The 26,733-nt window shown below is 44.5% G+C and carries 18 protein-coding genes; 11 read left to right on the forward strand and 7 right to left on the reverse strand.

The window, feature by feature from the left end:
* Positions 1–42 precede the first annotated feature (42 nt).
* Genes nagA through nagB form a run of 3 tightly spaced genes read right to left on the reverse strand, consistent with a single transcriptional unit; the run spans position 43 to position 2,881 of the window.
* Positions 43–1,206 (reverse strand): N-acetylglucosamine-6-phosphate deacetylase, encoded by a 1,164-nt coding sequence (gene nagA / locus JSY38_RS02925; protein WP_205115177.1) that lies wholly within the window; start codon positions 1,204–1,206, stop codon positions 43–45.
* On the reverse strand, positions 1,203–2,084 hold the full coding sequence (locus JSY38_RS02930; RefSeq protein WP_205115178.1) for a glucosamine kinase nucleotide-binding domain-containing protein: 882 nt from the start codon (positions 2,082–2,084) through the stop codon (positions 1,203–1,205). Before JSY38_RS02930 ends, nagA begins: the two co-directional genes overlap by 4 nt.
* Positions 2,081–2,881 (reverse strand): glucosamine-6-phosphate deaminase, encoded by an 801-nt coding sequence (gene nagB / locus JSY38_RS02935; protein WP_205115179.1) that lies wholly within the window; start codon positions 2,879–2,881, stop codon positions 2,081–2,083. The genes JSY38_RS02930 and nagB overlap by 4 nt, the downstream gene beginning before the upstream one ends.
* A gap of 221 nt (positions 2,882–3,102) precedes the next feature.
* On the opposite strand from nagB, the gene JSY38_RS02940 reads away from it, so the two are divergent.
* From JSY38_RS02940 to JSY38_RS02960, 5 genes are all read left to right on the forward strand, one after another.
* Positions 3,103–4,398, forward strand: coding sequence for an ABC transporter substrate-binding protein (locus tag JSY38_RS02940; RefSeq protein ID WP_205115180.1), 1,296 nt, complete (start codon positions 3,103–3,105; stop codon positions 4,396–4,398).
* Between the two features lie 125 nt (positions 4,399–4,523).
* Positions 4,524–5,459: a carbohydrate ABC transporter permease gene (locus JSY38_RS02945; protein ID WP_114412446.1), complete on the forward strand. Its 936-nt coding sequence runs from the start codon at positions 4,524–4,526 to the stop codon at positions 5,457–5,459.
* 10 nt (positions 5,460–5,469) lie between these two features.
* Positions 5,470–6,333 carry a carbohydrate ABC transporter permease gene (locus JSY38_RS02950; RefSeq protein ID WP_114412447.1) on the forward strand — a complete coding sequence of 288 codons (864 nt, stop codon included), beginning with the start codon at positions 5,470–5,472 and terminating at the stop codon, positions 6,331–6,333.
* A 34-nt stretch (positions 6,334–6,367) separates the two neighbouring features.
* Positions 6,368–7,483, forward strand: a complete 1,116-nt coding sequence (locus JSY38_RS02955) for an ABC transporter ATP-binding protein (RefSeq protein ID WP_205115184.1) — start codon at positions 6,368–6,370, stop codon at positions 7,481–7,483.
* A gap of 86 nt (positions 7,484–7,569) precedes the next feature.
* The gene (locus JSY38_RS02960) at positions 7,570–8,325 is read left to right on the forward strand and encodes a GntR family transcriptional regulator (protein ID WP_114412449.1); all 756 of its coding nucleotides are present in this window, start codon (positions 7,570–7,572) and stop codon (positions 8,323–8,325) included.
* Positions 8,326–8,412: 87 nt separating this feature from the next.
* On the opposite strand, the gene JSY38_RS02965 is transcribed toward JSY38_RS02960, so the two are convergent.
* On the reverse strand, positions 8,413–9,741 hold the full coding sequence (locus JSY38_RS02965) for a DUF3422 family protein (RefSeq protein ID WP_114412489.1): 1,329 nt from the start codon (positions 9,739–9,741) through the stop codon (positions 8,413–8,415).
* Between the two features lie 274 nt (positions 9,742–10,015).
* On the opposite strand from JSY38_RS02965, the gene JSY38_RS02970 reads away from it, so the two are divergent.
* On the forward strand, positions 10,016–10,567 hold the full coding sequence (locus JSY38_RS02970; protein ID WP_205115186.1) for a hypothetical protein: 552 nt from the start codon (positions 10,016–10,018) through the stop codon (positions 10,565–10,567).
* 2 nt (positions 10,568–10,569) lie between these two features.
* On the opposite strand, the gene JSY38_RS02975 is transcribed toward JSY38_RS02970, so the two are convergent.
* Positions 10,570–11,112 carry a lipocalin family protein gene (locus JSY38_RS02975; protein WP_205115187.1) on the reverse strand — a complete coding sequence of 181 codons (543 nt, stop codon included), beginning with the start codon at positions 11,110–11,112 and terminating at the stop codon, positions 10,570–10,572.
* Positions 11,113–11,210: 98 nt separating this feature from the next.
* Here JSY38_RS02975 and JSY38_RS02980 point away from each other — a divergent pair, with 98 nt between their 5' ends.
* The 5 genes from JSY38_RS02980 to JSY38_RS03000 all read left to right on the forward strand — a co-directional run bounded on the left by JSY38_RS02980 (position 11,211) and on the right by JSY38_RS03000 (position 16,708).
* On the forward strand, positions 11,211–12,677 hold the full coding sequence (locus JSY38_RS02980) for a glycosyl hydrolase family 79 N-terminal domain-containing protein (RefSeq protein WP_205115189.1): 1,467 nt from the start codon (positions 11,211–11,213) through the stop codon (positions 12,675–12,677).
* A 107-nt stretch (positions 12,678–12,784) separates the two neighbouring features.
* Positions 12,785–13,816 carry a Fe2+-enterobactin ABC transporter substrate-binding protein gene (fepB, locus tag JSY38_RS02985; RefSeq protein WP_239544238.1) on the forward strand — a complete coding sequence of 344 codons (1,032 nt, stop codon included), beginning with the start codon at positions 12,785–12,787 and terminating at the stop codon, positions 13,814–13,816.
* Positions 13,813–14,829, forward strand: a complete 1,017-nt coding sequence (gene fepD, locus JSY38_RS02990; protein WP_239544254.1) for a Fe(3+)-siderophore ABC transporter permease — start codon at positions 13,813–13,815, stop codon at positions 14,827–14,829. Before fepB ends, fepD begins: the two co-directional genes overlap by 4 nt.
* Positions 14,826–15,839, forward strand: a complete 1,014-nt coding sequence (locus JSY38_RS02995) for a FecCD family ABC transporter permease (RefSeq protein WP_205115191.1) — start codon at positions 14,826–14,828, stop codon at positions 15,837–15,839. The genes fepD and JSY38_RS02995 overlap by 4 nt, the downstream gene beginning before the upstream one ends.
* Entirely contained in the window at positions 15,839–16,708 is an 870-nt protein-coding gene (locus JSY38_RS03000; protein WP_205115193.1) for an ABC transporter ATP-binding protein, read from the forward strand. The genes JSY38_RS02995 and JSY38_RS03000 overlap by 1 nt, the downstream gene beginning before the upstream one ends.
* A 61-nt stretch (positions 16,709–16,769) precedes the next feature.
* Here the strand turns inward: JSY38_RS03000 and entS are convergent, their stop codons facing one another.
* Both entS and JSY38_RS03010 read right to left on the reverse strand, forming a co-directional pair.
* Positions 16,770–18,080 (reverse strand): enterobactin transporter EntS, encoded by a 1,311-nt coding sequence (gene entS / locus JSY38_RS03005; RefSeq protein WP_205115195.1) that lies wholly within the window; start codon positions 18,078–18,080, stop codon positions 16,770–16,772.
* Between the two features lie 67 nt (positions 18,081–18,147).
* Positions 18,148–26,730 carry an amino acid adenylation domain-containing protein gene (locus JSY38_RS03010; RefSeq protein ID WP_205115197.1) on the reverse strand — a complete coding sequence of 2,861 codons (8,583 nt, stop codon included), beginning with the start codon at positions 26,728–26,730 and terminating at the stop codon, positions 18,148–18,150.
* Positions 26,731–26,733 lie beyond the last annotated feature (3 nt).

Below are 26,733 nucleotides of genomic sequence, written 5' to 3' on the forward strand. Positions count from 1 at the left end.
AGATTAACTTAGGATAGATAGCTTTTTACAACTTATTTTAAATTACCCCCACACCTTCTGCCCATCAATCCATGTTGATGTGACAAAATAATCTTCGCTTAAACCGACGAGACTGGCTCGGTATCCCGCTTTAATACGGCCAAAAGATTGTTCTATCTCTAAAAATTCAGCAGGCCTTAAAGACGCCATTTGCAACGCTTCCATGGGTGTTCGCCCGATTAGGTGAATAGTATTACGTACGGCCGTTGCCATGTCTAAATCAGACCCTGCAAGAGTGCCGTCTTCGGTGGTCACTTTACCTTCGCTGCGCAGGACTTTTTTTCCTAAAAATGGCATTTCTTTTTCATCAGATCCAACACTCTGAATCGCGTCAGTCACCAAAAGCATGTGATCGCAACCTTTCGCGGCAATCGCGACTCGCATACTCGCAGGATGAACATGATGGCCATCGGCGATTAGTCCGCACCAGGTAGGCTTATCCGTTTGCAATGCTGCACCAACCACACCAGGCTCACGGCTAATTAAAGGCGTCATAGCATTAAACAAATGGGTGAAACCACGAGCACCATCCATCACAGCTTGCCTTGCTTGATCATAATTCGCAGCAGAGTGGCCAATGCAAACAATAACGCCTTCGGCAACAAGCCATTCAATAAAGCCTTCTGGCACTTGCTCTGGCGCCAATGTCACCATAAGTTTCCCGCTACGACTTACTTCCAATAAAGCGGCCAATTTGCCTTCTGTCGGCTTGCGCAATTTCGATTCATTGTGAACCCCTTTTCGAATAGGGTTAAGATAAGGGCCTTCATAATGCATCCCTAAAATACCCGCCATGTTTTGCTTGAGTGCTTGGCAAACCGCTTGATGCGCTTGCGACATAATTTCGTAATCATCGGAAATTAATGTCGGCATCATGGCCACAGTGCCAAATTGAGCATGCACAGCCACCATGCGCTCTAATGCTTCAATAGTCGGCGTATGGTTAAACAAGGCCCCGCCGCCGCCATTGACATGCACATCAATAAACCCTGGCGCCAGAATATCAACCACGTCTGTATTTTCAGTGGATTGCTCAACAGCTAAATCAGCAACAGATGTAATAGAGTCAATCACTTGCCCTTTAAAGGTCACCTTTTGATTAGTGAGCCAATTCTCTCCATCGAACAAACGCTTGGCAAACAAAGTTGTTAACTTATGTTCCATCATATTGCTTTCCTTCCTATTTGAGCTTTAGCCATCAAAATGGCACCCGCCATAGCGTCACCCTTTGGCTGACAAAAGTAAGGCGAAAATCGCTCTGGCAAATATTCTAAAATGGCCTCTGAGACGCCGCCAACTAAAACGATCTTCTGAGCACCTTTAGCTATCAAAGCGTCTAGGTAATGACTCACCCACTCCACTTGTTGCTGGATAATTTTCAGGGCAATTGGATCTTTTTGCTGAGCAAACTGAAACACCTGAATAGCAAACGCACCGTATTCTTTTGGCAATGGAGCTTTGTTTTGATACAAGACATATTCTTCTGCAGACAAAGAAAATTCCGCATTAATGCTGTCGGTAAAAGGTGTCGATGGAGAAATACCATCCAAGGCCGCTAGTGAATATTCTAAAGCAGCAAGGCCAATACGCGCCCCACTACCCTGGTCCGATAAGGGAAACCCCCAACCACCAACAATGTTGAATCCTTCATTTTGATAAACAACACCACAGCTGCCTGTGCCCAATATCAATAACGCGCCATCTTCGCCATTAAAGGCCCCTAAACAAGCCGCATGGGCATCGGTTAATAAATAACGCTGCCCAAAAGGAGACTTTTGAGAAATCACCAACTCTTGTTCCAATGGCTGATTAGCACCCGCTAAGCCTAAACCTAAGGTAATTTTTGCATAAACTTCGGGAGAAATATTGCCTTGATGGCACGCTTCAAGACAGGCGTTGATAATATTCTGCCAAGCGGCCTCGATACCAATTCTTGGATTACCAGAGCCACCGACGGCTTCACCCAATACATTACCATCGCCGTCAACCAAGCGGGCGCGGCAAAAAGTACCGCCGCCGTCCACACCAATATATAAACCGCTCATGCCAAACTTCCCTCGTGCAATTGTTGGCGTTTTTGCTCACACCATTGGTAATACTCTTTTAACGTTAACAAGCTAGCGGCGTCCTCATCTAATACTATGGTTGCCGCTTCATGCAGTTGCAGTGCTGACGCTGGACACATGGCAGATAATGGGCCTTCAATCATGGCTTTAACCGCCTCTGCTTTCGCTTTACCAGTAGCCATCAACAACACTGACTTGCTTTCTAAAATAGTACCAATTCCCATGGTTAGCGCTAAATGCGGCTGATACTCACCTTCTTCAAAAAAACGTTTATTCGCAACAACAGTCGACTCTGACAAGGTTTTAATACGCGTTCGTGAAGCAAAACTGGAAGTGGGTTCATTAAAACCAATATGACCATTTAAGCCAATGCCTAAGATTTGCAAATCAATACCACCAGCTTGCAGAATCCACTCCTCATAGTCCTGCGCGCTGCGTTTCAATACATTAACATCCTGACTGTCTGCAATAGGAACATGCGTATTCTCATCAAAGATATCGATGTGCTCAAACAGATAACGCTCCATGAAAGCTCGATAACTTTGTTGATGGGTATCAGCAATACCTATGTATTCATCTAAATTAAAACTAACCACGCGTCGAAATGACATCTCTTTAGCATGATAGCGCGCCACCAACTCTTTATATAAAGCAATGGGCGTAGACCCAGTCGCCAACCCTAAAACAGGATTCGGTTTGGTATTAATCACATCAACCACACGATCAGCCGCATACAAAGCCACATCATGAGCAGATGGGAGAATAATAACTTGCATAAGAACCCTCTTTCCTAACATGAGCAAACACAACCAATAAAATACCAATTAAAGCGTAAGATCAAATTATTTTCCATAATATTGTCATATTTATTTGCTTGACAACATAATTGGTGCTAATTTTTAAAAACTAGCAATACCTAATAAATACCATTTAAATTTAATTACCTAATAAAAAGAACACTCACATCACAATTGGAAAACACAATCGGAGAGTAATCATGTTAAATGTTCGTTCCGCTTTACTTAACAAAAAACCGACAGCAACAACGGTTACAAGGCTCACTTGCTTAGCAGCGATCATGCTCAGCAGTACCGGCATAGCGCAAGCAGCAAATGGTTTATCTATTGAAAGTTGGCGTAGTGACGACGCTAATATCTGGTCAGATGTTATTATTCCAGCCTTCAACAAAAGCCACCCAGACACAAAAGTAAATTTCGCACCGACGCCTCCAACTGAATACAACTCGGCACTGCAGGCAAAGTTAAAAGCGGGTTCCGCTGGTGACTTAATCACTTGCCGTCCATTCGATACCGCTCTTGACCTTTATAAAGACGGCCACCTTGCCAAACTTAATGATTTAGAAGGTTTAAAACAATTCTCTGATGTTGCGAAAAGTGCTTGGGTAACAGATGACGGTAAAGATCAATTCTGTATGCCTGTTGCTTCTGTTTTACATGGTTTTGTTTATAACAAAGAAATATTTGAAGAGCTCAATTTATCGATTCCCAAAACACGCGATGAGTTCTTTAGCACTCTAGAAACTATCAAGACTGAAAGCCGTTACATTCCGCTAGCTATGGGTACTGCTGACCAATGGGAAGCCGCGACAATGGGGTTCCAAAACATTGGGCCGAACTATTGGAAAGGCGAAAAAGGTCGTAAGGCATTATTAACAGGCGAAGAAAAATTAACTGATAAAGCCTATGTGGACACTTGGAAAGAGCTTGCCAAGTGGAAACCGTATCTAGGTCGAGGCTTTGAGGCACAAAAATACTCTGATTCACAGAACCTATTCACTCTAGGTCGAGCAGCCATATACCCAGCAGGTTCTTGGGATATTCAGACATTCAACAATCAAGCGGATTTTGAGTTTGGCGCCTTCCCGCCACCCGTTGCTAAAGCTGGAGACACTTGCTACATCAGTGACCATACCGATATGGGTATTGGCATAAATGCAAATTCCACTAACAAAGAAGCTGCTAAAGTTTTCTTAAACTGGATGGCCAGCAAAGAATTCGCCACACTTTATGCCAATGCGGTACCGGGCTTCTTCCCATTGTCTAATCATCAAATCGACATCAAAGACCCAGTGGCGCAAGAGTTTATGAGCTGGCGTCAGCAGTGCGAGTCGACCATTCGTAACTCTTATCAAATCCTATCTCGCGGTACGCCAAACTTAGAGAACCAACTATGGAACGTTAGTGCTCAGGTTATCAATGGCACCATGACACCAGAAGAAGCCGCCAAAGAAACACAGGACGGTTTGGAACAATGGTACAAACCTCAGCAATAAGTTACACCCAACCCTGACCCTCTCCCCTTGAAAATAAGGGGAGAGGGTAATAACTAGCCTGCTCCTCCCCCTGCCAAGGGGGAGGCTGGGAGGGGGTTAAGATTAATAACCATTTGAGATGAACTATGACGCCATCCAACCAACATGACGAAAAGAAACCTTTCCCATGGCACTTGGTGTTTTTCCTTGGGCCAGGATTGCTGATTTACGTTGTTTTCAGTGTTTACCCCTTGCTCGATACACTCGTATTAAGTCTGTATAACGAGCAACAGGGACAAAGTAGCTTTGTCGGCTTGCAAAATTTTATAACCTTGGTAACGGACGATACTTGGTCACAAGCTTTCTGGAACGCACTCGGCAACAACTTCAAATTTTTCGCCATTCATATGCTTGTGCAAAACCCTATCGGTCTGCTTTTGGCTGTTTTATTAAGCGCGCCAAAATTACGACTCTCTGGCACTTATCGAACGCTCATTTTTATGCCAACTATGCTTTCTGTGGTTATCATCGGCTTCGTTTGGCAGCTTTTACTAAGCCCTATCTGGGGAATTTCAGAAGACTTTCTTTATAACATTGGCCTTGGCCAATACTTCGATGCATGGCTTGGCAAAGAAGGCAGTGCGCTCATTACTTTGGCCTTTATCTCTGTCTGGCAGTTTGTCGGTATTCCGATGATGTTGATCTACGCCACCTTGTTGAATATTCCTGACGATATTGTCGATGCCAGCGTGGTAGATGGCGCTAATTCATTCCAGACTTTTTGGCACATTAAATTGCCATTGATTTTACCGACTATCGCCATGGTCTCGATTTTGACTTTTGTGGCGAACTTCAATGCTTTTGAATTGATATACGCCGTGAAAGGCGCTCTTGCTGGCCCTAACTTCTCAACGGATTTAATGGGGACCTTCTTCTACCGAACCTTCTTTGGCTTCCAGCTACAACAAGGCAGCGCTTCCATGGGTGCCGCGGTGGCTACTCTGATGTTCTTAATCATTTTGGTGGGCGTTATGTTGTTCCTATTCTTTATTCAACGTCGCATTCAGCGATTCCAATTTTAAGGAGGCTATGATGAAACTATTAGATCGGCTTATGCCCTCCTCTGGAATAAGACAAGTCCCAAAAAGCGTCACGATACATGCCGTGTTATTGGCCTACACCGTAATTGCCCTTTTCCCAATTATTGTTGTTGTGATCAATGCTTTTAAAGAACGTCGCGCTATTTTCCGCGACCCACTCGGCTTGCCAGACAGTGACTCCTTTACCTTGGTGGGCTTCCAACAAGTGCTATTGAGGTCTGACTTCGGTTTATATTCGTGGAACAGCTTAGTTGTTACTATTTTGGCCGTCGGCTTAGTACTTTTACTAGGCGCAATGGCGGCTTGGGCACTGACAGAATACAAATTTAAAGGCAACTTGCTGATTACCTTTTTGTTTGCCATGGGTATCATGATTCCCATTCGTCTGGGTACGGTAAGTATCTTGAGCCTGATGGTTAGCTTGGACCTTGTGAATACACTTACCGCTCTGGTGTTGGTGTACATAGCCCAAGGCTTACCGCTTGCTGTGTACATCTTGTCAGAGTTTGTACGCACTATTCCGAAGGAACTCACCGAGGCTGCCCGTTGCGATTCCGTTAGCGAATATAAGATTTTCTTTTGTGTCATCTTGCCACTATTGAAACCCGCGATGGCGACCGTCGCTGTATTTACCATGATTCCGATTTGGAATGATTTATGGTTCCCGCTGATACTCGCTCCAGGGGAAGAAACACGCACTATTACCCTTGGCGTACAGCAATTTGTTGGTCAATACGTTACTGACTGGAACTCTGTATTATCAGCGTTAACCTTGGCGATCGTTCCTGTACTGATCCTATACACCATTTTCTCAAGACAATTGATCCGCGGCTTAACCAGCGGAGCGGTCAAATAACAGTTTATATCTTTGACCGTTGGAGGTTTATTTCATGGCTAGTGTAAAACTGAACAATATTAAAAAACGCTTTGGCGATGTTGACGTACTTCATGGCATCGACCTTGACATTAAAGACGGTGAATTTGTCGTGTTGATTGGCGAATCCGGTTGCGGAAAATCAACTCTATTACGTTTATTGTCTGGGCTAGAAGACATCACTGAAGGTGACTTATATATCGACGAAGAGCGCGTTAACGGGCGCTCACCAGCCAAACGTGGTATTGCTATGGTGTTTCAATCGTATGCCTTGTATCCACACATGAATGTGTTCAAAAACATGGCATTTGGCTTAAAAATCTCAGGCAAAGATAAAAACTTTGTGAACAACAAGGTAATGGAAGCCGCAAAGAAGCTGAAGATAGACCATCTATTAGAGCGACTACCACGAGAGCTGTCTGGCGGTCAGCGCCAGCGTGTCGCCATAGGCCGCGCCATTGTTCGCGATCCGAAAGTCTTCTTATTTGATGAACCTTTATCTAACTTAGACGCCTCGTTACGGGTTCAAACACGGGTCGAACTTGGCAAGCTTCATCAGGAACTAAAAGCCACCGTGGTTTATGTTACCCACGATCAAGTCGAAGCCATGACATTGGGTGATAAAATCGTCGTCATGAACAAGGGTCGTGTAGAACAAGTCGGAGCACCTTTGGACTTATATCACCACCCAAAAACACAATTTGTTGCCGCTTTTATTGGTTCACCAAAGATGAACTTTTTAACCGCAAAAATCAGTCAACCTGACCCGGATAACACGCAACTTGTGCTAGAATCCGGCCGCGCTATTCATGCCTGCGTTGATACGTCATCGCTAAACAAAGGCGACCTAGTGCAAATTGGCTTACGGCCAGAGCATATTACGCTCGACTGCGAACATAATACCGTTGAAGGTACTGTTACCTTGATAGAACACCTAGGTGAACTGTCATATTTGTATGTCGACATCGGTCAGGAAGGCGAAATGGTGCTTAAAGTAGATGGCGATAATCAACACAAAGCAGGTGATAAAATCACCTTTGGTATTAAATCTAATCGTTTGTATTTATTTGATCATCAAGGCAAGGCGTTAAAAAGGGTCAACGCCCACACTTCTGCGACTATTACCCTTTAAAGCTGGAATACTTAGCCCTTAGCCCTTAGCCCTTAGCCCTTAGCAATAACAAGTACGGGAACCCCTTCCCGTTCAGGACACTAAATATGAACCAAAATCGCGTTAATGAGTTATTTGGCGCTGCCGAAGAACTGAGAGAAAAAGGCATTCCTCTCTATATGCAGGTAAAGAAAGCCATTTTAGCGTCTATTTCTGCAGGTCGAGTACTTGGCGGTGATACGCTGCCGCCAGAACGCGATCTTGCTAAATATCTTGATATATCAAGGGTGACAGTACGCCGTGCAATCGATGAGTTGGTGAAAGAGGATGTTCTAACTCAACGTCAGGGTGCAGGCACTTTTGTCAGCGAGCGGGTGGAACAACCACTGAATCACTTACGCAGTTTTACTGAAGTCATGAAAGCCCGCGGCAAAGCCATTACGTCTAAGTGGTTGGATCGTTCTTTGGGAATGCCCCACGAAGATGAGTGCAAAGCGCTGGAACTCTCTCCAGAACAAGAGGTAGTTCGCTTTTATCGTTTGCGTTATGCCGACGACAAACCCATGGCTCTCGAGTTAGCAACGATCCCAAGCAATTACATTCTTAACCCTTTTGCAATGGAAGGATCGCTATACGATTTATTAGAGCAACAAGGCTGCCGCCCTGTTCGTGCATTCCAACGCTTGCGAGCAATAAGTATTGATGAACAGCGAGCCCAGTTGCTCGACATCCCAGAGCTTAGTGCTGTGCTTTACATTGAACGTACCGCAGTTACGCAAGCTGGCACGCCCATTGAGTTTACGCGCTCATGGTTCCCTGGGGATTCTTATGATTTCGTGGCGGAAATTCATAACACCATATAATCAGTATTTCTCTATTCAGACGCAAAAAGGCTTTCTACGTTAAATTAGAAAGCCTTTTTTCTAGGGTTTGGCTTATCAAAACGCCTGCTATTTCTCTTCTTTTGCTTTAGCTAACAACAAAAACCGCTTATGTATTTTTCGTGTCGCAAACCACACACTTCCAACAACAAGAGGCACTGACAAACCAATCACTAGACTTTTATCGAAATTCAGACCTTTGTCGTATACAGCTTCGATCAGAAACTTTAATAACCCAACACTGTAGTAACTAATTGCAGCAACTGACAGACCTTCAACCGTATGTTGCATGGCAAGCTGAATCTTTGAGCGACGATCCATGGAGGTTAGCAATTGCTGATTCTGAGATTGAATCGACATTTCTACTTGGGTGCGCATCATGTCTGACACCCTATCAATTCGGGTCGAAAGACTCTCTAAATGGTTACCAGCTGTATTACAAGTCCGTACGGCAGGCGTTAGTCGGCGAGTCATAAATTCGGTGATGGTTAAGTGCCCTGATACTTCGTCTTCTTTCAATTCAGTTAAGCACTTTAATACTAGCTCGTGATACGCCCTTGTAGCACTAAATCGAAACGTGGTCTTCGCTCGAGTCGCTTCTACCCAAGCGGCCATTTCAATTAATTCACTCAACAAAGCCTGTTCATCAAGAGGCTCTATTGCATCAGATAAGTTGGCAGTGGTTTTTGCCAACTCTTGATCCATAGCAACCAGCTCGGCATTGTATTTACGTGCCATAGGCAAAGCCAGTAACGCCATTAATCGGTAGGTTTCTATTTCAATAACACGCTGCACCATCCGACCTAGCTGGCTGTCACTCATGTTTTTGTTATAAATCAAAAACCGCCCACAGCCGTCGCTGTGCAACTGAAAACTAGTCCAAACTTGTGCATCGCCATTTTGTGGGCGACTGCCAACTAAACGCATCCCTTCAAAATGACTCTTCACCAAGGCTAAATCTGGTTCAGGTATCGTTCGTGCATCTTCAATAGCTATATGAAAAGCAGCGATGACGGCGCCTGGGATAGTAGAAAGCCAATCGACAGGCAAACACGACAAGGCATTTTGATCAAAAAAACCAAGCCTAGAATCGACTTGGCCATGTGTGATTATGTAAGACGTGAACTCTAAATGTTTATCACGACGTATTTTACAATGCCCAAAATCCACTTCAATACAGGCCCCATCTTCTTTTGGAGGAGTGCCAGAAAAGTATTGATACAGCGAACAAAAATGTTCGAATTCAGCTTTTTTTTGCTCCGGCCTCAAAATAACCGCAAGATAGCTTATTCTGGCTGGGCTAGGAAGAACTTGGAAAGGACGGGAATGCAATTCTGCATACAAGGAGTCACGTAATGGATGGACATCTAATCCGTACGAGTTGTTAACCTGATTCACTGTATTGTTCCAACTAATATTGGTTAATGTCTGTTCAGCAAAAATCCTATTAAGATAAACACGTGCGGAATAAAACACATAATCTACCCAGTGATATCTATAATATTCGGCTTTTGCCTCTTCTTCTTGTAACCCAAGCATATCATCAGACATAGAAATTCATACTAAATCTTACAGCTTTGTCCTCCTCCTACTTAATCAAGGTAAGGACACAGCAGCAATCTGTGCTTATACTAGAAATGAATTAAAGATGATAAAGCAGGTTAATAGCATAATGTCGATGCCAATCATAAAATCTAGCCTTCTAATACTTAGCTTAGCCATGGCAAGCAACCTTACCTATAGTAGCAGCTTGGTAGAGTTTGGAAAAAAATGCTTGGTAAAAGAGGACCGACTTAATAAAGCCCAAAATAGATTGGAAGCACTGTCTCTTCGAGCGGAAAGAAAACAAGGAAGAAGTAATAGATCAATAGATCGTTTAGATCGCTATCAGGCAGAAAAAGAACTGTTAGAAATCGATATGGCAGAGTGCAGCGAAACCACGCCAAATAGTGCTTTTTGCCACCAAGTTCGTCTTAGGTTTCACGAGATAGCCTATTTAATTCAAAGCGCAAAAACAGACAGTGTCGGAAGTGGCTGGGGTGGCAATGATGCCATCACCGATTATGAGATCACCAAAGATAACTTCAACCGTCGCTATGATGACTTTCTTGCTCTTTGCCGAGATTCAAATGCTCATTATGCCCTGATACAAACTCCAGAAGCCTACGCTGAAGTCTGTTCAAGCGAGGCGGCCAAGCAATCGGTCACCTGCACATTGTTTTGATCTCACGACCCCTTTGGGGTATGCACCACTGTCACCAACTTATCCATGGGGAAACCTAACACTTCTGCTTTGGCTAATAACCGACGTTTCACGGCTTCAGGCATAGTAGGTGTGCGAGATAACAACCAAAAATAATCACGGCTTGGGCCGGATATCATGGCGTATTGATAGTCTTTTTGATCCAGTTCGAAAATAACATAAGCGCCATAAAAAGGCCCAAAAAACGATACCTTCAGATGCCCTACATTAGAAGAGTTAACAAAATAAGCCCGCCCTTCAGCTTCTCGCCATGCTTTATCTTCCGCGGAATAACCGCGATTCAATACTGATACACCACCATCATCACGCATAGAATAGGTCGCCGTAACTTCTGATAAACCTTCTTCAAAAGCATGATCTTGGCGGACAATTTCATACCAAGTCCCTAAATAACGTTTAACTTGAAACTCAGTCACGGGATCAATGTTTTTAGGCGCACTGGTACAACCCATCAATAAAGCGCAGCCTGCAAGCAAAATCGTCTTTATCCCATTCGTTATTTTCATCTAAGTATCCTTTATAAAAAATGGTACATGTAAAGCATCATAAAAATGTCACACTTTTATCGCAGTCTAGTAAAACCTTTTATGAGGGATATGAACTCTTGTTTTATTCTAGATTGCAAAGACGGCACAATATTCATCAAAATAAATCGCTGCTCGTTAATCTTAACAGCACGACACCCATTACCACTATAGACCCAAGATACTTATCTTTCTCGATTGATATTTCCGTATTGGCTGGTGGTTTCTGGTGGGAAGGCAGTGAAGGCACACAAAGAGGACTTGGCACACAACGAGTTCCTCCTTTGGATTTAAACCAAGAAAAACTGAATTTATTAGTCAAAGGCCTTGGTAGTGCTTACGTACGTGTCGGTGGATCCGAAGCCGATAACGTCACTTATTTCACCAGTAAAAACATGAATAGTGAAGCCTCTCCAAACGCCCTGCTTCTTACTCGGGATATGTGGCATCAGCTTCATGATTTCTGCCAGCGAAATGCATTAGCCCTCATGTTTACCATGAAATATGGTCTATTCGAGCGGCGTCAACAAGGTAACTGGCAAGCAAGCGAAGTCAAAGCGCTGTTAGAATATAGCCAAGAGCACGGACAAAACATCGACATTTGTGAACTGGGCAATGAACTCAATGCATATTGGGCGTTTCATGGATTAACGTCTCAACCCAGTGCGCGAAATCTTGCCAAAGACTACGACACCTTTATCCATTGTGTTCGCCAATGTAGCCCAGATAGCAAAGTTGCAGGCCCAGGCAGCGCTTTTTGGCCAAGAATCGGTGAAGCTATCAAACCCTTGAGTAATATTTCCGCACCATTCCTAGGTTACCTAGAAGAACCTCTCGATATTGTTGATTGGCATTATTACCCATTTCAAAGCAGCCGATCTCCGGTTAAAACCCGAGCAGCAACCATCAAAAATATTCTCTCACCAAGCTCTCTTATGGACTATGAGCGATATTCGAGGCAACTCGAAAAACTTCGTGACCAGTACCAGCCTCGAGCACAACTTTGGACAGGAGAGACTGGCTCAGCTCAGTGCGGTGGACAAGCCAAGTTATCAGACCGTTTTGTATCCTGCTTTTGGTGGGCTGATCAATTAGGAAGAGGCGCGAAAATCGGCCAAAAAGTCATGATAAGACAGAGCTTAATAGGCGGTGATTACGCTCTTATTAACCGCCAAACGTTAAAACCAAACCCCGATTATTGGGTCAGCTGGCTCTGGGGGAAACTCATGGGTGAGCAAGTTTTTGATGTTCACAGCAACGACCCTTTTGTACAAATTTATTGCCATAGTGCCAAAAAAGTAGGCAAATGCACCCTTCTTATCATCAATATGTCTGCCAATCCCAAAATTTTACACTGCAACGGTTTTGGTGCCAAAAAGAAGCGCTTTGAAATCACCGCGGACTCTCTCACTTCAAAAAAAATTCGTATCAACGGCCTCAAACCAAAATTTAGAAATGGCAAGGTCAAACTCAGTGATTTTCCTAAGCTCTCCAAGCTCAACCTCGTCAGCCCTTATAGCATTAACTTTTGGTGTTTTACTGTGTAGCAAATAGAAGCACTCAAAAAAATAAATAGAAATGATTATCAATAGTATAAATATTCTATTCTCATCTATATAATGGCGCGTTCTTCTCGGTCTACAGGATTTTAGACATGGTTCGCTTTATGACACGCTTCACACCAGTTTTCGCTCTTCTTTTTTTAAGCCTTACTTTAGCAAGCTGTGATCAATCACCCACAGCCGCGCCAGACAAAACACAGTTAAAAATAGATCAGGTAGAAAAAAGCACATCGGGTTGGCCAAGAAAAATCATGACCCCGGAAGGTCTGCTCACTCTTAATAAAAAACCAACCAGAATTGTGTCCACCAGCGTCACCTTGACGGGGACGTTACTTGCTATCAAGGCCCCCCTTGTCGCTTCTGGCGCTACTATGGCGAATACCAGCGTAGCATCTGAACAAGGCTTTATGCGCCAATGGGCAGATATCGCAGAAACTCGAGGTGTCACTCCTCTCTATCAAACCGAACCCAATGCCGAAGCGATTATCAAGGCCAACCCAGATCTAATCATCATTTCTGCAACTGGTGGAGACTCCGCCCTCAAGCTCTATGAGCAACTTAAAGATATCGCACCAACATTGGTTATTGCGTATGACGACAAAAGCTGGATGCAATTAGCGAACATTTTTGGTGACCTTCTAGGCTTAGAAGAACAAGCGAAAACCATGATCCAACGCTTTGAACAAGAAGTGGAACACACCAAAACTACGATCAACTTACCGCCTCAACCGACCACGGCCATGGTCTACTACCAAGACGACACTGGTGCCAATATTTGGACCTCAGAGTCAGCACAGGGTCGATTATTACAAGAACTTGGTTTTACTCTAGCTGACGTCCCTGAGAGCGTAAAAGGCAATATCAGCATGGGAATTCGTCATGACATTATCATCGCTACTGGGGAAAGATTTCCTGATGCGGTAACTGGAAATACCACGCTGCTGTTTTCAGCCAGCTCTGATACAGAGCAAGCCTTTATAGATAACCCTTATTTACATGAAACAAGTTCAGTACAAAACCATCAGGTATTCGCCGTTGGCGAAGACACTTTTCGCTTAGACTATTACAGCGCCACCAATTTATTGAAGCGATTGCAAGTACTGTTTGGGCGTGAAAAGTCATGACCCATAACACAATGTCTGCGTCAAAGAACAAGCGATACGCTTGGTTGTTCGCATTGCTGCTATTTTTACTCATTATTATGATCGCCAGTTTATGCATTGGGGCTAAGCCGATTTCCATGGGCATTCTGTGGAATATATTCATGGGCGAAGAGCATGGACTGGCTAAAACCATTGTTATTGAAGGTCGCTTACCACGCACTTTAAACGGGCTTTTTGTTGGTATGGCGCTTGGAACGTCTGGCGCACTGATTCAGGCAATAACCCGAAACCCTTTGGCGGACCCCGGTATTCTTGGCGTTAACTTAGGTGCCAGTTTAGCCATCGCGATCGCCATCGTCTTTTTAGGCGCAACTCAGCTGACCGAATTTTTTGGTTATGCGGCTCTGGGGGCTTTTTTAGCCAGCTTATTAGTATATTTCGTTGGTAGCATCGGCGGTGGTAGAGCCGACCCACTGAAACTGACGCTAGCTGGGGTTGCCATTGGCGCCGTATTTGGCGGAATTAGCTCTGGCCTTACCCTTTTCAACCCTAGCGCATTTGATCAGATGCGTTTTTGGGCGGTTGGCAGCCTAGATATTCGCGCGATATCTGTCCCATTATTTATTGCCCCTATTGTCATCGGCGGCTGTTTGTTAGCCATATCGATTACCCCAGCCCTTAATGCATTTGGACTAGGCGACTCTTTGGCATCAGCACTGGGCAGCAAACCCGCTCGTATTCAGTTATTGGGACTAATAGCAGTTACATTACTTTGTGGCGCTGCCACTGCGGCGGCCGGACCCATTGGCTTTGTCAGTCTAATGATGCCACACATTGCTCGCTGGATGGTGGGCCCAGATCAACGTTGGATCATTCCTTTTTGCTTTATTTTAACGCCCATATTGCTATTAATCGCTGACATCATCGGACGTGTATTAATTGTTGGGGAATTACGGGTTTCTATTGTGACAGCGTTTATCGGCGCACCTATTCTGATTTATTTAGTGCGCAGAAAAGGAGCTTCTGGACTATGAAGATCGATCGTCCCCACTCAATAACAATAACTAACTTTGTCAGCCACTACCCAAAGCAAATCATTTGTCTTTTTACTCTTTTGTTGGTCACTGCCACACTTTTTTTTGGCCAACACATTGCCGAAAATGCTCAAGGTATTTGGCAACTTGTTACAGGCCAAGCAGATCCCTATCAATCCATTGTTGTGTGGCAATGGCGAGCATCCAGATTGTTTGCCGCCTTAGTGCTCGGTGCGGCGCTAGGAATCAGCGGTGCCGTATTTCAATCATTGGTTCGTAACCCTTTGGGTAGTCCTGATATAACGGGTTTTAATGTGGGAGCCTTTACTGGGGTTTTGTTGTCTATTGCTTTGTTTGGCAATCTCTATTGGTTCAGTGTGTTGGGCGCGATTCTTGGCGGTCTTTTTTCTGCTTTGCTCGTCTACTTATTCGCCTACCGAGATGGTCACTCCGGTTTTCGATTAATCATTGTCGGCATCGCGATTAGCGCCACCCTTTCTGCGTTTAACCAATGGCTGATTCTTAGCGTTTCATTAGAAACAGCAATGACCGCCGCGCTTTGGGGCGCTGGCACACTTAATGGTATGACCTGGGTGCGTATATTGCCCGCCGCGGTAATCATTGCGGTCTTTATAATCTGTGCTTTTTTACTTAATACTCGGATGAAGTTGCTCGAAATGGGCGACGATACCGCGGCGGCTCTGGGCGTTTCAGTGAATAAAACCCGTCTCGCCCTAATGTTTGTTGGCGTTGCTCTAACCGCTGTCGCCACCGCCATCACTGGCCCAATAGCTTTCATTGCCTTGGCGGCGCCTCAGATAGCAAAACGCCTTGAAAACAGCGCGAGTATCTCATTGGGATCATCCGCTCTAGTAGGCGGTTTGTTATTACTTAGCGCAGATTTTATCGCGCAACATAGCTGGGAAGGCTCAACATTACCGGTAGGACTCATCACCGTGAGCTTAGGTGGTATTTATCTAGTGTTTTTAATTATTCGTGAGGGAAGATAATGAAGGCAACAGTCACAGAAATTCATCAGAACAAACTAAACGACGACACCTCTCAAACGCTGCCAAAACTTTCTTTGTCGACCCATTCTGTTGCCCTAGGTTACGATCAAACCATCATCACCGACAATCTATCGATTGATATTCCTGAAGGAAAATTCAGTATTATTGTTGGCCCAAATGGCTGTGGAAAATCCACTTTGCTAAGAGCATTGAGTAGATTGCTGCCACCAAAATCGGGTCAAGTACGGCTAAATAGCCAAGACATTCACGACTTACCAACCCGTGAGGTAGCAAAAATACTGGGACTCCTGCCACAAAGCGCCATTGCTCCAGATGGAATAAAAGTGGTCGATTTAGTTGCTCGTGGCCGTTTTCCCCATCAAAAGTGGTTTCAACCTTGGCGCGAACAAGATCAGATAGCCGTTGAGTCAGCAATGAAAGCGACTGGCATCATGGAGTTCGCTCAGCATCATGTTGATCAACTGTCTGGCGGGCAAAAACAACGTGTGTGGGTAGCTATGGCCTTGGCTCAAGAAACACCATTACTATTATTAGATGAGCCAACGACGTACTTAGATATCGCCCATCAAATTGAGCTAATGGATTTATTTCAAGACTTAAACCGCCTACAAGGTCATACCATGGTGGCGGTTCTGCATGACCTTAATCACGCTTGCCGATACGCAGACAATCTTATTGCTATGAAAGAAGGGAAAATCATTACTTCTGGCGCGCCCAAAGACGTTGTCACTGAAGCGCTTATTGAAGACGTATTTGGCTTACCCTGTATGATTCTGGAAGATCCTGTTTCAGGGACACCACTAATCATTCCAAAAGGTCGACAAGTGTCGTTGAGCGACAAGCTATAAATAAAAAATGGCGATGTCCTGCGACATCGCCATTTTTAAGATTGCACCCTCTAAAAAGTCATTACGCCGTCGCCTCTTTTGCCTCAACTTCTTTTTCATTAGATCCTTCTTTAGCAACACCCTCATCAGGAAAGAGCGTGGTATCAATCAAGCTGACATTTCGTAATGAGCGATTTCCGGCACTTAATAATACCGTTGCTGCGGCACAACCAAAGCCAAGGGCGACTAAACCCATAATCGGCGACAACACCTTTACAAGTGCACCAATGCCTAATGCACCAGCAGAATCCCCTACTACATCTTGCGCAGTCCAGAAGCTACCAATTCGACCTAACATGTGATCTGGCGTGTGGCCCTGTACAATTGTGTATTGCAGCAAGCCGCCAATAGAACCGAGATAACCGAATACAGCCAAGGCCAGCAACATAACCACTATATGCCCCATAAAACCCAACGCGGCGACACATAAGAAGGATAAAAATGCGGTGAACAACATCACCACACCTGGCCGTTTCGCATGACGAACCCAACCGCTAGTAAGCGCCCCTAACGTCGACCCAACAGGTACTGCGGCGTACATGAGCCCAACTTCAAACGCTCCGCCACCAAATGCGGTTGCCGCTAAAGCAGGGAATAAAATACGAATAGATTTGGTGACCGCTTCTAGTGTGCCCAATGCAACAACGGCACGAATAACTTTGTGCGTAAACACAAAGCTAAATCCGTCTATTAAAGAGCGGATTGGGTGCTCTTGAGGCCCACCTTCTTGCGGCTTCATGTTTGGCAAAGTAACCAAGGTAATTAACGTACAAAGCGTACCTATCGCTGCCAAGGTATAGTTCCATGTCACCCCAAATGACACTATCACCACACCGGCAACTGCCGGTGAAATGACGGAACCAATACGGACAATCAACATGCTCAATGCACCCGCTGTTGGCAAATTTTCTCGTCCAACTAAATGAGGAATAGACGCCATTAACGCCGTCATTCCAATGGCACTGAAAAAACCATCCCAGAGAGAAATGGCGTAAACGGCCCATAGACTTGGCTCTGACAAATACGCATTGGCTGCAAGCAAGACAAAACCAACTCCGCAAATAAAGCGCGAAAATAGAATCAGCCATTTACGGTCCATCCTGTCCGCTAGGACACCACCTAGCATCAGACCAACAAACATCCCCATTCCATCTAAAGCTACGGCAAAACCAACCTGTAAACTGGATCCCGTTAACTCATATATCTGTACCGGCACGGCGACATTTAGCATGCCAATACCCAGCACAGACATCAGCCGAGCAATGAAAATAGCGCGAAAGTTTCTATTGGTTTTTAGCAAGCTAAAATCCAACATAATATTCGATTTTGACATATACACTCTTTAAATCTGGCGCGACATTTCGCCGCGCTCTAATACGATTGAAGTTGTTGTTTTAAAGCTATAGCTCTGAGACTAATTGGTTAAAAACAGGCCCCAGCGCAGTAAGTGCTTCAGGCGATAAAATATCTTCATGCGCAAACTCAAAATGATGCTCTTCAAGCTCATCGACATAAGGCGCCCAAGTCGCTTGGATATCCATGCCTTCTGGCACGGTTTTATCTGCCACAAACAGCACAGCCTTACCTCTGTAGCACTCAGTTTTTGCCTTTGAAAGCAAAGCAACCGAGTCAGCATAGTTCTGCACAATATCGGCAAACATGGCATCTCGCTCCACTTCCATTTGCTTATCCAAGGTGTCTTCTGACGTTTCCATGAATTGCGCCTTTTCGCGCTCCACTTCTTCTTGCGCCTCTTCATTTACCGATCCAGACCAATCTTGCTCATCGGGTGGGTAAGTATCTAACAAACCTAGGAAACTCACTTCCTCATCCATTGCCTGTAACCGAACCGCTAGCCCATGTGCTATGGCACCACCTAAGGAATAACCAATAAGTCTGTAAGGCCCTGTTGGCTGACGCTCTTTCAATACTTTCAAATGCTGTTCTATAACACCTTCCATATTGTCTTGCGCCGCAATTGGCCCGTCAGGTCGCGGAGACTGTAAACCAATCATTGGGCACGTTTGAGAAAGGTAACGAGCAAAGCCTGTGTATTGCCAAGCAAAACCAGAAGCCGGATGAATACAGAAAATTGGAGATCCAGTACCTTGTTTTATCGGTAACACTGAACCAAACCCAGACAATTCTCGACTATTCGCAAGATCTTGATTACTTAAAACATGTGCCAATTTTTCAATGCTTGGGGAAACCATCACTTGTCCCACAGTTACATTAAGTTTTAAGGCTTTACGTAATTCAGCCACAAGACGTACCGCGAGAATCGAATGCCCACCCAAGGTGAAAAAGTCATCGCTCGCGCTCAACCCCGTCAAACCTAAAACGTTAGAAAAGGCATTAGCAATTTCAGTTTCGATCCCTAACTTAACCGCCCTGCCTTTTGTTGAATCCAAGACATCAGACGGTAAAGGTAAGGCTTTTCGGTCAAGTTTTCCGTTGGCACTCAAGGGCATAGCTTCTAGCTGCAATACTGCAACTGGCACCATATGAACAGGCAATAATTCACTCATAGACGTGCGGATTTGTGCGGTGTCCAACTCGCCTGAATGACTAGTGACATACGCCACCAATTGACGAGCGTCTGCACCCATTACACTGTTGTCTTGACCCAATGTTTTCGCCACAACAACAGATTGATCCACGCCGGTTTGTGCCGCGAGCACTTGCTCTATTTCACCCAACTCAATACGTTGACCACGAATTTTAAGCTGGTCATCGCTTCGCCCAAGGTATTCAACCGCACCACTGTCTAACCAACGAACCACATCACCAGTACGATACATGCGCTCGCCATTTGCTTCTGGGTCAGCAACAAAGCGTGTGGCACATAATTCTGGCCGGCGCCAATAACCATCCGCTAGCTGCACACCGCAAAGATACAATTCTCCCGCAACACCTATAGGTACCGGGCGCAGGAAGTTATCCAGTATCCGCAATTGGGTGTTCCAAACAGGGTAACCAATAGGTACCCCAACACCTTTTAGCTGAGCTAAATCATTACCTAAAGCTGGGAAGTAAGTAACATCTACTGCTGCTTCTGTTGGTCCATATAAGTTATGAAGCTCGCAACCAATCTTTGTTTCAAATTGTTTAGACAATTCAACAGGCAAGGCCTCACCACTACAAAAGACCCGTTTCAAACTATGACAAATTGCTGAGTTCTCATCGTCTAAGGAAGACACAAACGCCGCCAGCATAGAAGGTACAAAGTGCAAAGTGGTAATCTTATAATCGACTATCAATTGTTGTAATTGAAGTGGGTCACGATGGGAGTCTGGCGGCGCCATATGCAATTTAGCCCCCACCATAGCACCCCAAAAGAACTCCCACACTGACACATCAAAGCTGCAGGGTGTTTTTTGTAGAACAACATCTTCTGAAGTCAGTGGATATTGGTTTTGCATCCACAAAATACGATTCACAATCGCTTGATGAGAGACTAGAACCCCCTTTGGTCGTCCTGTGGAACCAGAGGTATAAAGCAAATACGCTGCAGCTGATTGACTGAGCTCCGGTGCATTCCAACTTTCGAAGGTCTGCTTCACTTGAGAATCGTCTACTACCGCAATAGCAGCATCGTATAAATACGGTATTGCGTTCGTTTCAAAACGATCAACTTCATTTGTTAGCGTAATTAACACCGCTGGTTTGGCATCGTCCAGCATGTAGTTTAGTCGATCATCAGGGTAGCCAGTATCTAGCGGAAGATAAGCAGCACCCACTTCAATAGTCGCCCACAAGGCAAGACTTAACTTAACGGAACGAGGTAGCGCAACCGCCACGACATCACCCGATTGTACCCCTAAGGATTGCAATTTTCTTGCTAACGCAATGACATGATAACGTGCTTCTGAGTAACTTAATTGGTTAATATCATCAGACAAGCAAAGCTGATTTGGCGTTAAAAACGCTTGTTTAGTCAAACTGTCACCAAGAGTCATATGGGGCACACGCTGTGATGTTTGATTCAACTCTGCTATCAAAGATTTTTCGGATGGTAAACGCAAATCGAGCGCCTGCTGAGGTACATCACTTTCTTCCTCTTCCAACAAGCCATTCAGCAAAGTCTCGAACCGCGTCATTAGCGCCTTTATTTCGTCACCACCTCGGTATTCAAACAGCAAGTTTAACTGCTCAGCAGGCAGAGCTAATACCGTCAATGGATAATGAGTAAAGCCACGGTTATACACTTCGTTGAGCTGCAAACCATGATAAGTCTGTCTAAATAGATCCGCCTGCTCAGGGAAGTTCTCTACCACAAATAAGGTATCAAACAGATTGTTATGTCCGCCCAGACGTTGGATTTCAGCTAATCCTAATCCATCGTGTTCTAGCAAATCTACTTGTTCAATTTGAACCTGCTGCATTTGCTGCCATACACTTAATTCAGGCTGCAATTGCACACGAACAGGAACCGTATTACTAAATAAGCCAATGTGCTCCTCTATTCCAGTGACACCACTAAAGCGACCAGAAATGGGCGTACCGAATACCACATCAGAGCGACCAGTTAGCCCAGACAAAACATTAGCCCATAAAGTTTGTAAGACACTGTTTAATGTCAAACCTCTACGCTGATAAAGACTTTTTAGTTTGGAAAACCGGTCTGCTTCAATGGTTAACGTATAAGTCATCACAGCTTCCGTTGGTGGCGTATCAGCAAATAGCAATGTTGGTGAGGCGCCATCAAGTGCCGCTTTCCATGCTTCTTGCATTGCCTGTTTGTCACGGGACACAAGCTGCTCAACCACCCATGAATACGGCACGGGAATATTCGCCAGTTCCACTGAATCACTGCCATATGCCATCACCAAATCACGCAGCATAATAGGTGTGGACCAGCCATCAACAACCAAGTGATGAGCATTTAAGAACAAGCAATGCCGTTGGTCGGACAAATTCACCAAGACAGCATTCAGCAGAGGAACACCTGCCGATTGAAACGCCATAAAGTCTCGGCTCAACTCTTGTCGCTCTATGTCTTTAAGCTGAACTTGTTGCTCTGCATCACCTTGATCACTCAGGTCAATGGTTTGCACTGGCCACCAATTTTTACGTTCACTCGTTCGTCGCCAAGGAAGGATCTGCAACGCAGTATCAGCTTGAGAAAAATCAAACAAAGCCCCTAATTGAGGGTGTTTTTCAATAACAGCACCTAATGCGTCTTTCAGCCGCTCCACATCCATACGACCTGTGAAAGTTAAACGTGCTAACGAGCTATAACCTACATCATTTGCATCCCCTTCTTGCTCTAACTGCGCATGAAAAAGAAGACCTTCTTGCAGAGGCAAAGCCGGTAATATTGTTTGTAAAGCACCATATTGGCTTCTTAACGCATCAATATTTCGCTCGCTTAAATCAAGGCTTTTTAGGTCTTCTGTTACTAAGGTGTCAGCGGCAACTGCTTGATGTGTATCTGCGTATTTGTTCATAGAAGACGTGACACAGGACAAACGACTTAACAGTTGCTCTATTTCCTTTGCAGTAACTTGTTGCGCGTCATGCCCAATGTGAATCGCCAATTGCGCTTCCCCATGACTGTCATCAACAAACACGTTCAATTCTAATGCATAGGCAGAATTCAATTGTTCAGATTGATGCACTTCAAAAGTATCTTGGAAATAGCGTTCACCTTTCAGCAAGTGCACATCATCTTGCTGAAAACGACCAAGATAATTAAACAAAATTTGTGGCGAGAACGCACTTTCCTGCTCAACAAAAATCTCACGAGTACTGTCTTCTAGATAGCGCAGTACGCCATAACCCACACCGTCATTCGGCACACGAAGCAAGGCTCGACGAACGAGCTGAACTATTGCCTCATATGGCACATCGGATAGCGTTTCTTGAGATTCCGTGTCCGACATATCCATAGACTGCAATAACCTCGACAGCAGCGCTTTTTTACCACTTAGACGTACTGGGTACTCTGATGTGAACCAACCCAATGTGCGGGTTAAATCCACATCACCAATATCCGCCCTACCATGAGATTCCATCATAAGCGGAATATCGGTTGCTCTATATTGCTGAACTAGTGCGCAATATAACGCACTTAATAAAGCTTCCTGTGGTTGACAGCGATATTGCTTAGGTAAAATATCCAAAAGCAATCTAGAAGTATTTTCATCCAGCAAAGTTCGATGATGTACTCGGATTTTTGACGCTTCGCGCTTAAATAATGACGAACCTTGGAGTTGTCCCAACCAATATTGTTTCTCAGATAACCAAAGTGCTCTTTCATTCTGCAATGATTGCTGCCAATCCAATAAGCTATTTGGTGGCGGCAATAATTCACCGTTTGGATCTTTTAATAAATTCGATAAATCTGAAAAAAGAATTCGCCATGACACACCATCGACAATCGTATGGTGCAAAGCAAAGACTGCTGCGTTTTGATTATTGGCCTTCAGATAAACCACTCGCATAGCAGGAAAAGCCTTACTCGATTCAATACGAACAAGCTGCTCAAAAGCGTCGTCTGCCAATTGTGATAACCCCCCCTGTTTCTCAAACGCCTTAACAGGGAAAACATTAGCAATGGGGCTAATATCTAAATAAGAAGCATGAACCTGAGCAGCAAGAATGCAGTGAGCAGAAATCAGCCTAGAAATGACTTGTTCAAACTGCTGAAGCGTCATTGAATTCGGTAAAGCAATAAGGGTCGATTGAAAATAGGCTAAATTCAAACCGCCACTATCTTGCATCCACTTATAGATAGGCAGTTCTGACAGCTGACCAGATTGAGCGCTAGGAAGCTTTTTGATACTGTCTAATTGAGACAACCGTGTTGTCATCACAGAAAGGACTCGACTCTCAAATATATCTTTCGCTCGTAAAGCATAACCGTGCTTTCGGGCTAAACTGCCTAACGACATAGCGACAATACTGTCACCACCTAAAGCAAAGAAGTCATCGTCGACAAAAACAGCATCAAGACTTAAAAGCTGCTGCACCCATTGGCATAATAGAGCTTCTTTTTCGCCTTTAGGCAGCACACCGTCCTGTCGAATTGTGACTGGCGCTGGCAAAGCCTTACGATCTACTTTACCGTTCGTGTTCAGCGGAAAAAAATCCAATATTGTCAGTGTCGCAGGCACCATATAGGCAGGAAGTTGACGAGATAAGACGTCCATTAATGCTCTTGATTTTTCTTGTGCCGTCTGCGCATTTCCAATAGTGAGACTTTCATCTAGCACTGCATAAGCATCCAAGCGATGGGTACTGCCCTGCTTATTAGCCACAACTAAACTATTATTGATGCCTTCTAAGTCATTAAGAGTCGCCTCAACCTCACCAGGCTCAACACGATGGCCACGAATTTGCACTTGATGATCTGTACGGCCAATAAACTCAACTTGCCCATCTTCTAACCATCTTGCCAAGTCACCGGTTCGATACATCCGCTCTCCATCCTTAAATGGGTTGGCAACAAATCGAGTAGAGGTTAATGAATAACGATTCAAATACCCGTGAGCAAGCCCAGGACCTGCAACATAAAGCTCGCCAGCCATTCCGATAGCAACAGGAGATAAACTAGAATCCAAGATATAAGCTTGCGTATTAGCAATAGGGCGACCAATGATGACTTTATCTGAATCATTAACATCCGATCCCAAACTGTCTACGGTATTTTCTGTTGGGCCATAGTAGTTTCTGATTTTCAAATCTGGACGAAGCCTCGCTTGCTGCCAAAGACGAGAGGACGCTGCTTCACCACCAATATACATTAAATCAGGAAGCGACTTGCTTGATTCTATCTCGTCAAGGTCTAAAAGCTGTGACAATACTGTTGGCGGAAAATCAGTTGCGTGTATTTTATTTTCATAACAATACTGCTGAATCAATGCAGGGTCTTTGCAAGTTTCTTCCTCCGCAATATGAAGAGTATGCCCATAGCACAACCAATATATAGCGTCCCAACAAGTATCAAAGGAAAAGGAAGCCGTTAGCATAGCATTCACATTCGAATGTTTTTCTGCCAATGCTTTACCATCCCGAGTCCAGTGAGCAAGGGCTAAATTAACTAAGCCCTTGTGGGAAATGACCACCCCCTTCGCCTTTCCCGTTGAACCAGACGTGTACATGATATAAGCCAAGTCATCTGACGAAGGAAAATCAAACACCGCTTTTGCAGGATCTTTTTGATCGACTGATTGTATAAAACTCGCATCATCAGCCGACAAAACACGTGTTTTATCAGACACACTAAAATCATAAGCATCACAGGTAATCAATAGCTGAGGCGCGGAGTCTTCTAGCATCCAATGGATGCGTTCTTCTGGGTAAGTAGGATCAATCGGCAAATAATGAGCGCCAAGCCCCATGGTCGCAAACATGGCGTAAACCATGCGCTCGTCTCGTGGTAAAGAAAGCCCTACACACGCGCCTTTTGTCACCCCAAACTCACTCAACACTTGCGTCCATTTCGCAATATTTTCATACAGTTGGGCAAAGCTAATCGATTTTCCTTTCGCAACCAAAGCTGGTGCAGAAGCCAAATAACCATCTAAATAATGAAACTGTTCAACCAAACTTGAATAGTTACTGTTTGGTGTAACAACCCCCTTCTGCCAACGTTGAATCTGCAATTGCTCAGAGGTTAGTAACGTTGAAATATCGGCAATACGAGCTTCAGAATCACCTAGAAGTCTTTCAGCAAATTCTTCAAAACGCCGCAGATGCGTATTTAACGATTCGACATCGTATTTTTGATCATTCCCCACCCATTCTATGTGAAGGTCGCCACTGTCAAAGTGCAAGCCGAAATCCAAATCTTCAACAGGCCCAGCAGCAAGGTGTTCTATTTTTGCAGCGACCTCACCAAACGAGAGGTCATAATCAAACAGCCGCAAGTTTAATGTTGGACCATATAAGGCTTCTCCCACGCGATTCAAATCACGAGAAATTTGCTCAGCATTGTATTTTTGGTGCTTGCGTATGGCTTTCAAGCTTTGCTTTATACGTCGCGTTAGCTCAAAAATACCATCGTCTAAATGCCCTTCAATAATGACGGGTAACACATTCACAACAGGCCCAAGTGATGACAAAGAAACACTGCCAACACGCCCCATAAACGGCAAGCCAACAGGAACACGCCACTGCCCGCTCATTCGAATAAAATACGCTGAGATCAACCCCATTGCCAAATCAGCAGCAGTGAGATTAGAAGAAGGAAATCTATCTAAGCAGCTTTGTAATATTGCGCCACCAATACTTCCATTTACTCTAATTAAACGCTGGGACACCGAAACACTTTCTACATCAGCCGATACCTCACGATTAGATAAACTAATCACATTAGGTAAATCTGAACAGTATTCTGTCCAAAAGGCTTTATCACGTTGGTATTTATCTGATCGTTTATAGGCTTGCTCTTCCTCTACCACTTGATAAAAAGGGGCATAAGGTGAGTTGATGATGGTTTTTTGCTGAATAAGCGCCTGATAAATACTCGCCACTCGGGCAGTCAAGGCATTAAAACTAAAACCATCCAGCATAATATGGTGAAAACGCTGATACCAAAAATACTGCTGGTCTGACACTTTAAAAACAATCTGACGAACCAATGGCATAGTCGAAGACAGCGTCAACTCAGCGTCCAAGTCTTGCTGAATAAGCGAATCCATATAAGCTTGTCCATCACTTTGATTCGAGATGTCCATCCATACAGGAGTAAACTCGAAATCACTGCAATCCAACTGTTGGGTCGGAACGCCATTATATTCACGATAAACAGCCTGTACGGTATCCGCTTCTTTCAACCCTAGCTGAATAGCTTCTAGTAAATACTTAGAATCAAGATTCCCCGTGATGTGGACCTTATGCGCAATAGTAAAGGTGTTACGTTGTGAAGAAATATGATCGGCTAGCCATATGCCCATCTGCACATCCGTAAGGGGTGCAACCGTACCATCCTCTAAGCCTATCGATTTATTAATGCGCGATACGATGTTATTTTCCATAAT

Source organism: Marinomonas foliarum (genome assembly GCF_016906065.1).
Taxonomy (GTDB): Bacteria; Pseudomonadota; Gammaproteobacteria; order Pseudomonadales; family Marinomonadaceae; genus Marinomonas; species Marinomonas foliarum.

Excerpts from the sequence above, each read along its gene's own strand:
- JSY38_RS03010 (WP_205115197.1), bottom strand. The coding sequence starts at position 26,730 with ATGGAAAATAACATCGTATCGCGCATTAATAAATCGATAGGCTTAGAG.
- JSY38_RS02970 (WP_205115186.1), top strand. The coding sequence starts at position 10,016 with ATGTCGATGCCAATCATAAAATCTAGCCTTCTAATACTTAGCTTAGCC.
- JSY38_RS02940 (WP_205115180.1), top strand. The coding sequence starts at position 3,103 with ATGTTAAATGTTCGTTCCGCTTTACTTAACAAAAAACCGACAGCAACA.
- fepB (WP_239544238.1), top strand. The coding sequence starts at position 12,785 with ATGGTTCGCTTTATGACACGCTTCACACCAGTTTTCGCTCTTCTTTTT.
- JSY38_RS03000 (WP_205115193.1), top strand. The coding sequence starts at position 15,839 with ATGAAGGCAACAGTCACAGAAATTCATCAGAACAAACTAAACGACGAC.
- fepD (WP_239544254.1), top strand. The coding sequence starts at position 13,813 with ATGACCCATAACACAATGTCTGCGTCAAAGAACAAGCGATACGCTTGG.
- JSY38_RS02960 (WP_114412449.1), top strand. The coding sequence starts at position 7,570 with ATGAACCAAAATCGCGTTAATGAGTTATTTGGCGCTGCCGAAGAACTG.
- JSY38_RS02975 (WP_205115187.1), bottom strand. The coding sequence starts at position 11,112 with ATGAAAATAACGAATGGGATAAAGACGATTTTGCTTGCAGGCTGCGCT.
- nagB (WP_205115179.1), bottom strand. The coding sequence starts at position 2,881 with ATGCAAGTTATTATTCTCCCATCTGCTCATGATGTGGCTTTGTATGCG.
- nagA (WP_205115177.1), bottom strand. The coding sequence starts at position 1,206 with ATGATGGAACATAAGTTAACAACTTTGTTTGCCAAGCGTTTGTTCGAT.
- JSY38_RS02930 (WP_205115178.1), bottom strand. The coding sequence starts at position 2,084 with ATGAGCGGTTTATATATTGGTGTGGACGGCGGCGGTACTTTTTGCCGC.
- JSY38_RS02955 (WP_205115184.1), top strand. The coding sequence starts at position 6,368 with ATGGCTAGTGTAAAACTGAACAATATTAAAAAACGCTTTGGCGATGTT.
- entS (WP_205115195.1), bottom strand. The coding sequence starts at position 18,080 with ATGTCAAAATCGAATATTATGTTGGATTTTAGCTTGCTAAAAACCAAT.
- JSY38_RS02950 (WP_114412447.1), top strand. The coding sequence starts at position 5,470 with ATGAAACTATTAGATCGGCTTATGCCCTCCTCTGGAATAAGACAAGTC.
- JSY38_RS02945 (WP_114412446.1), top strand. The coding sequence starts at position 4,524 with ATGACGCCATCCAACCAACATGACGAAAAGAAACCTTTCCCATGGCAC.
- JSY38_RS02995 (WP_205115191.1), top strand. The coding sequence starts at position 14,826 with ATGAAGATCGATCGTCCCCACTCAATAACAATAACTAACTTTGTCAGC.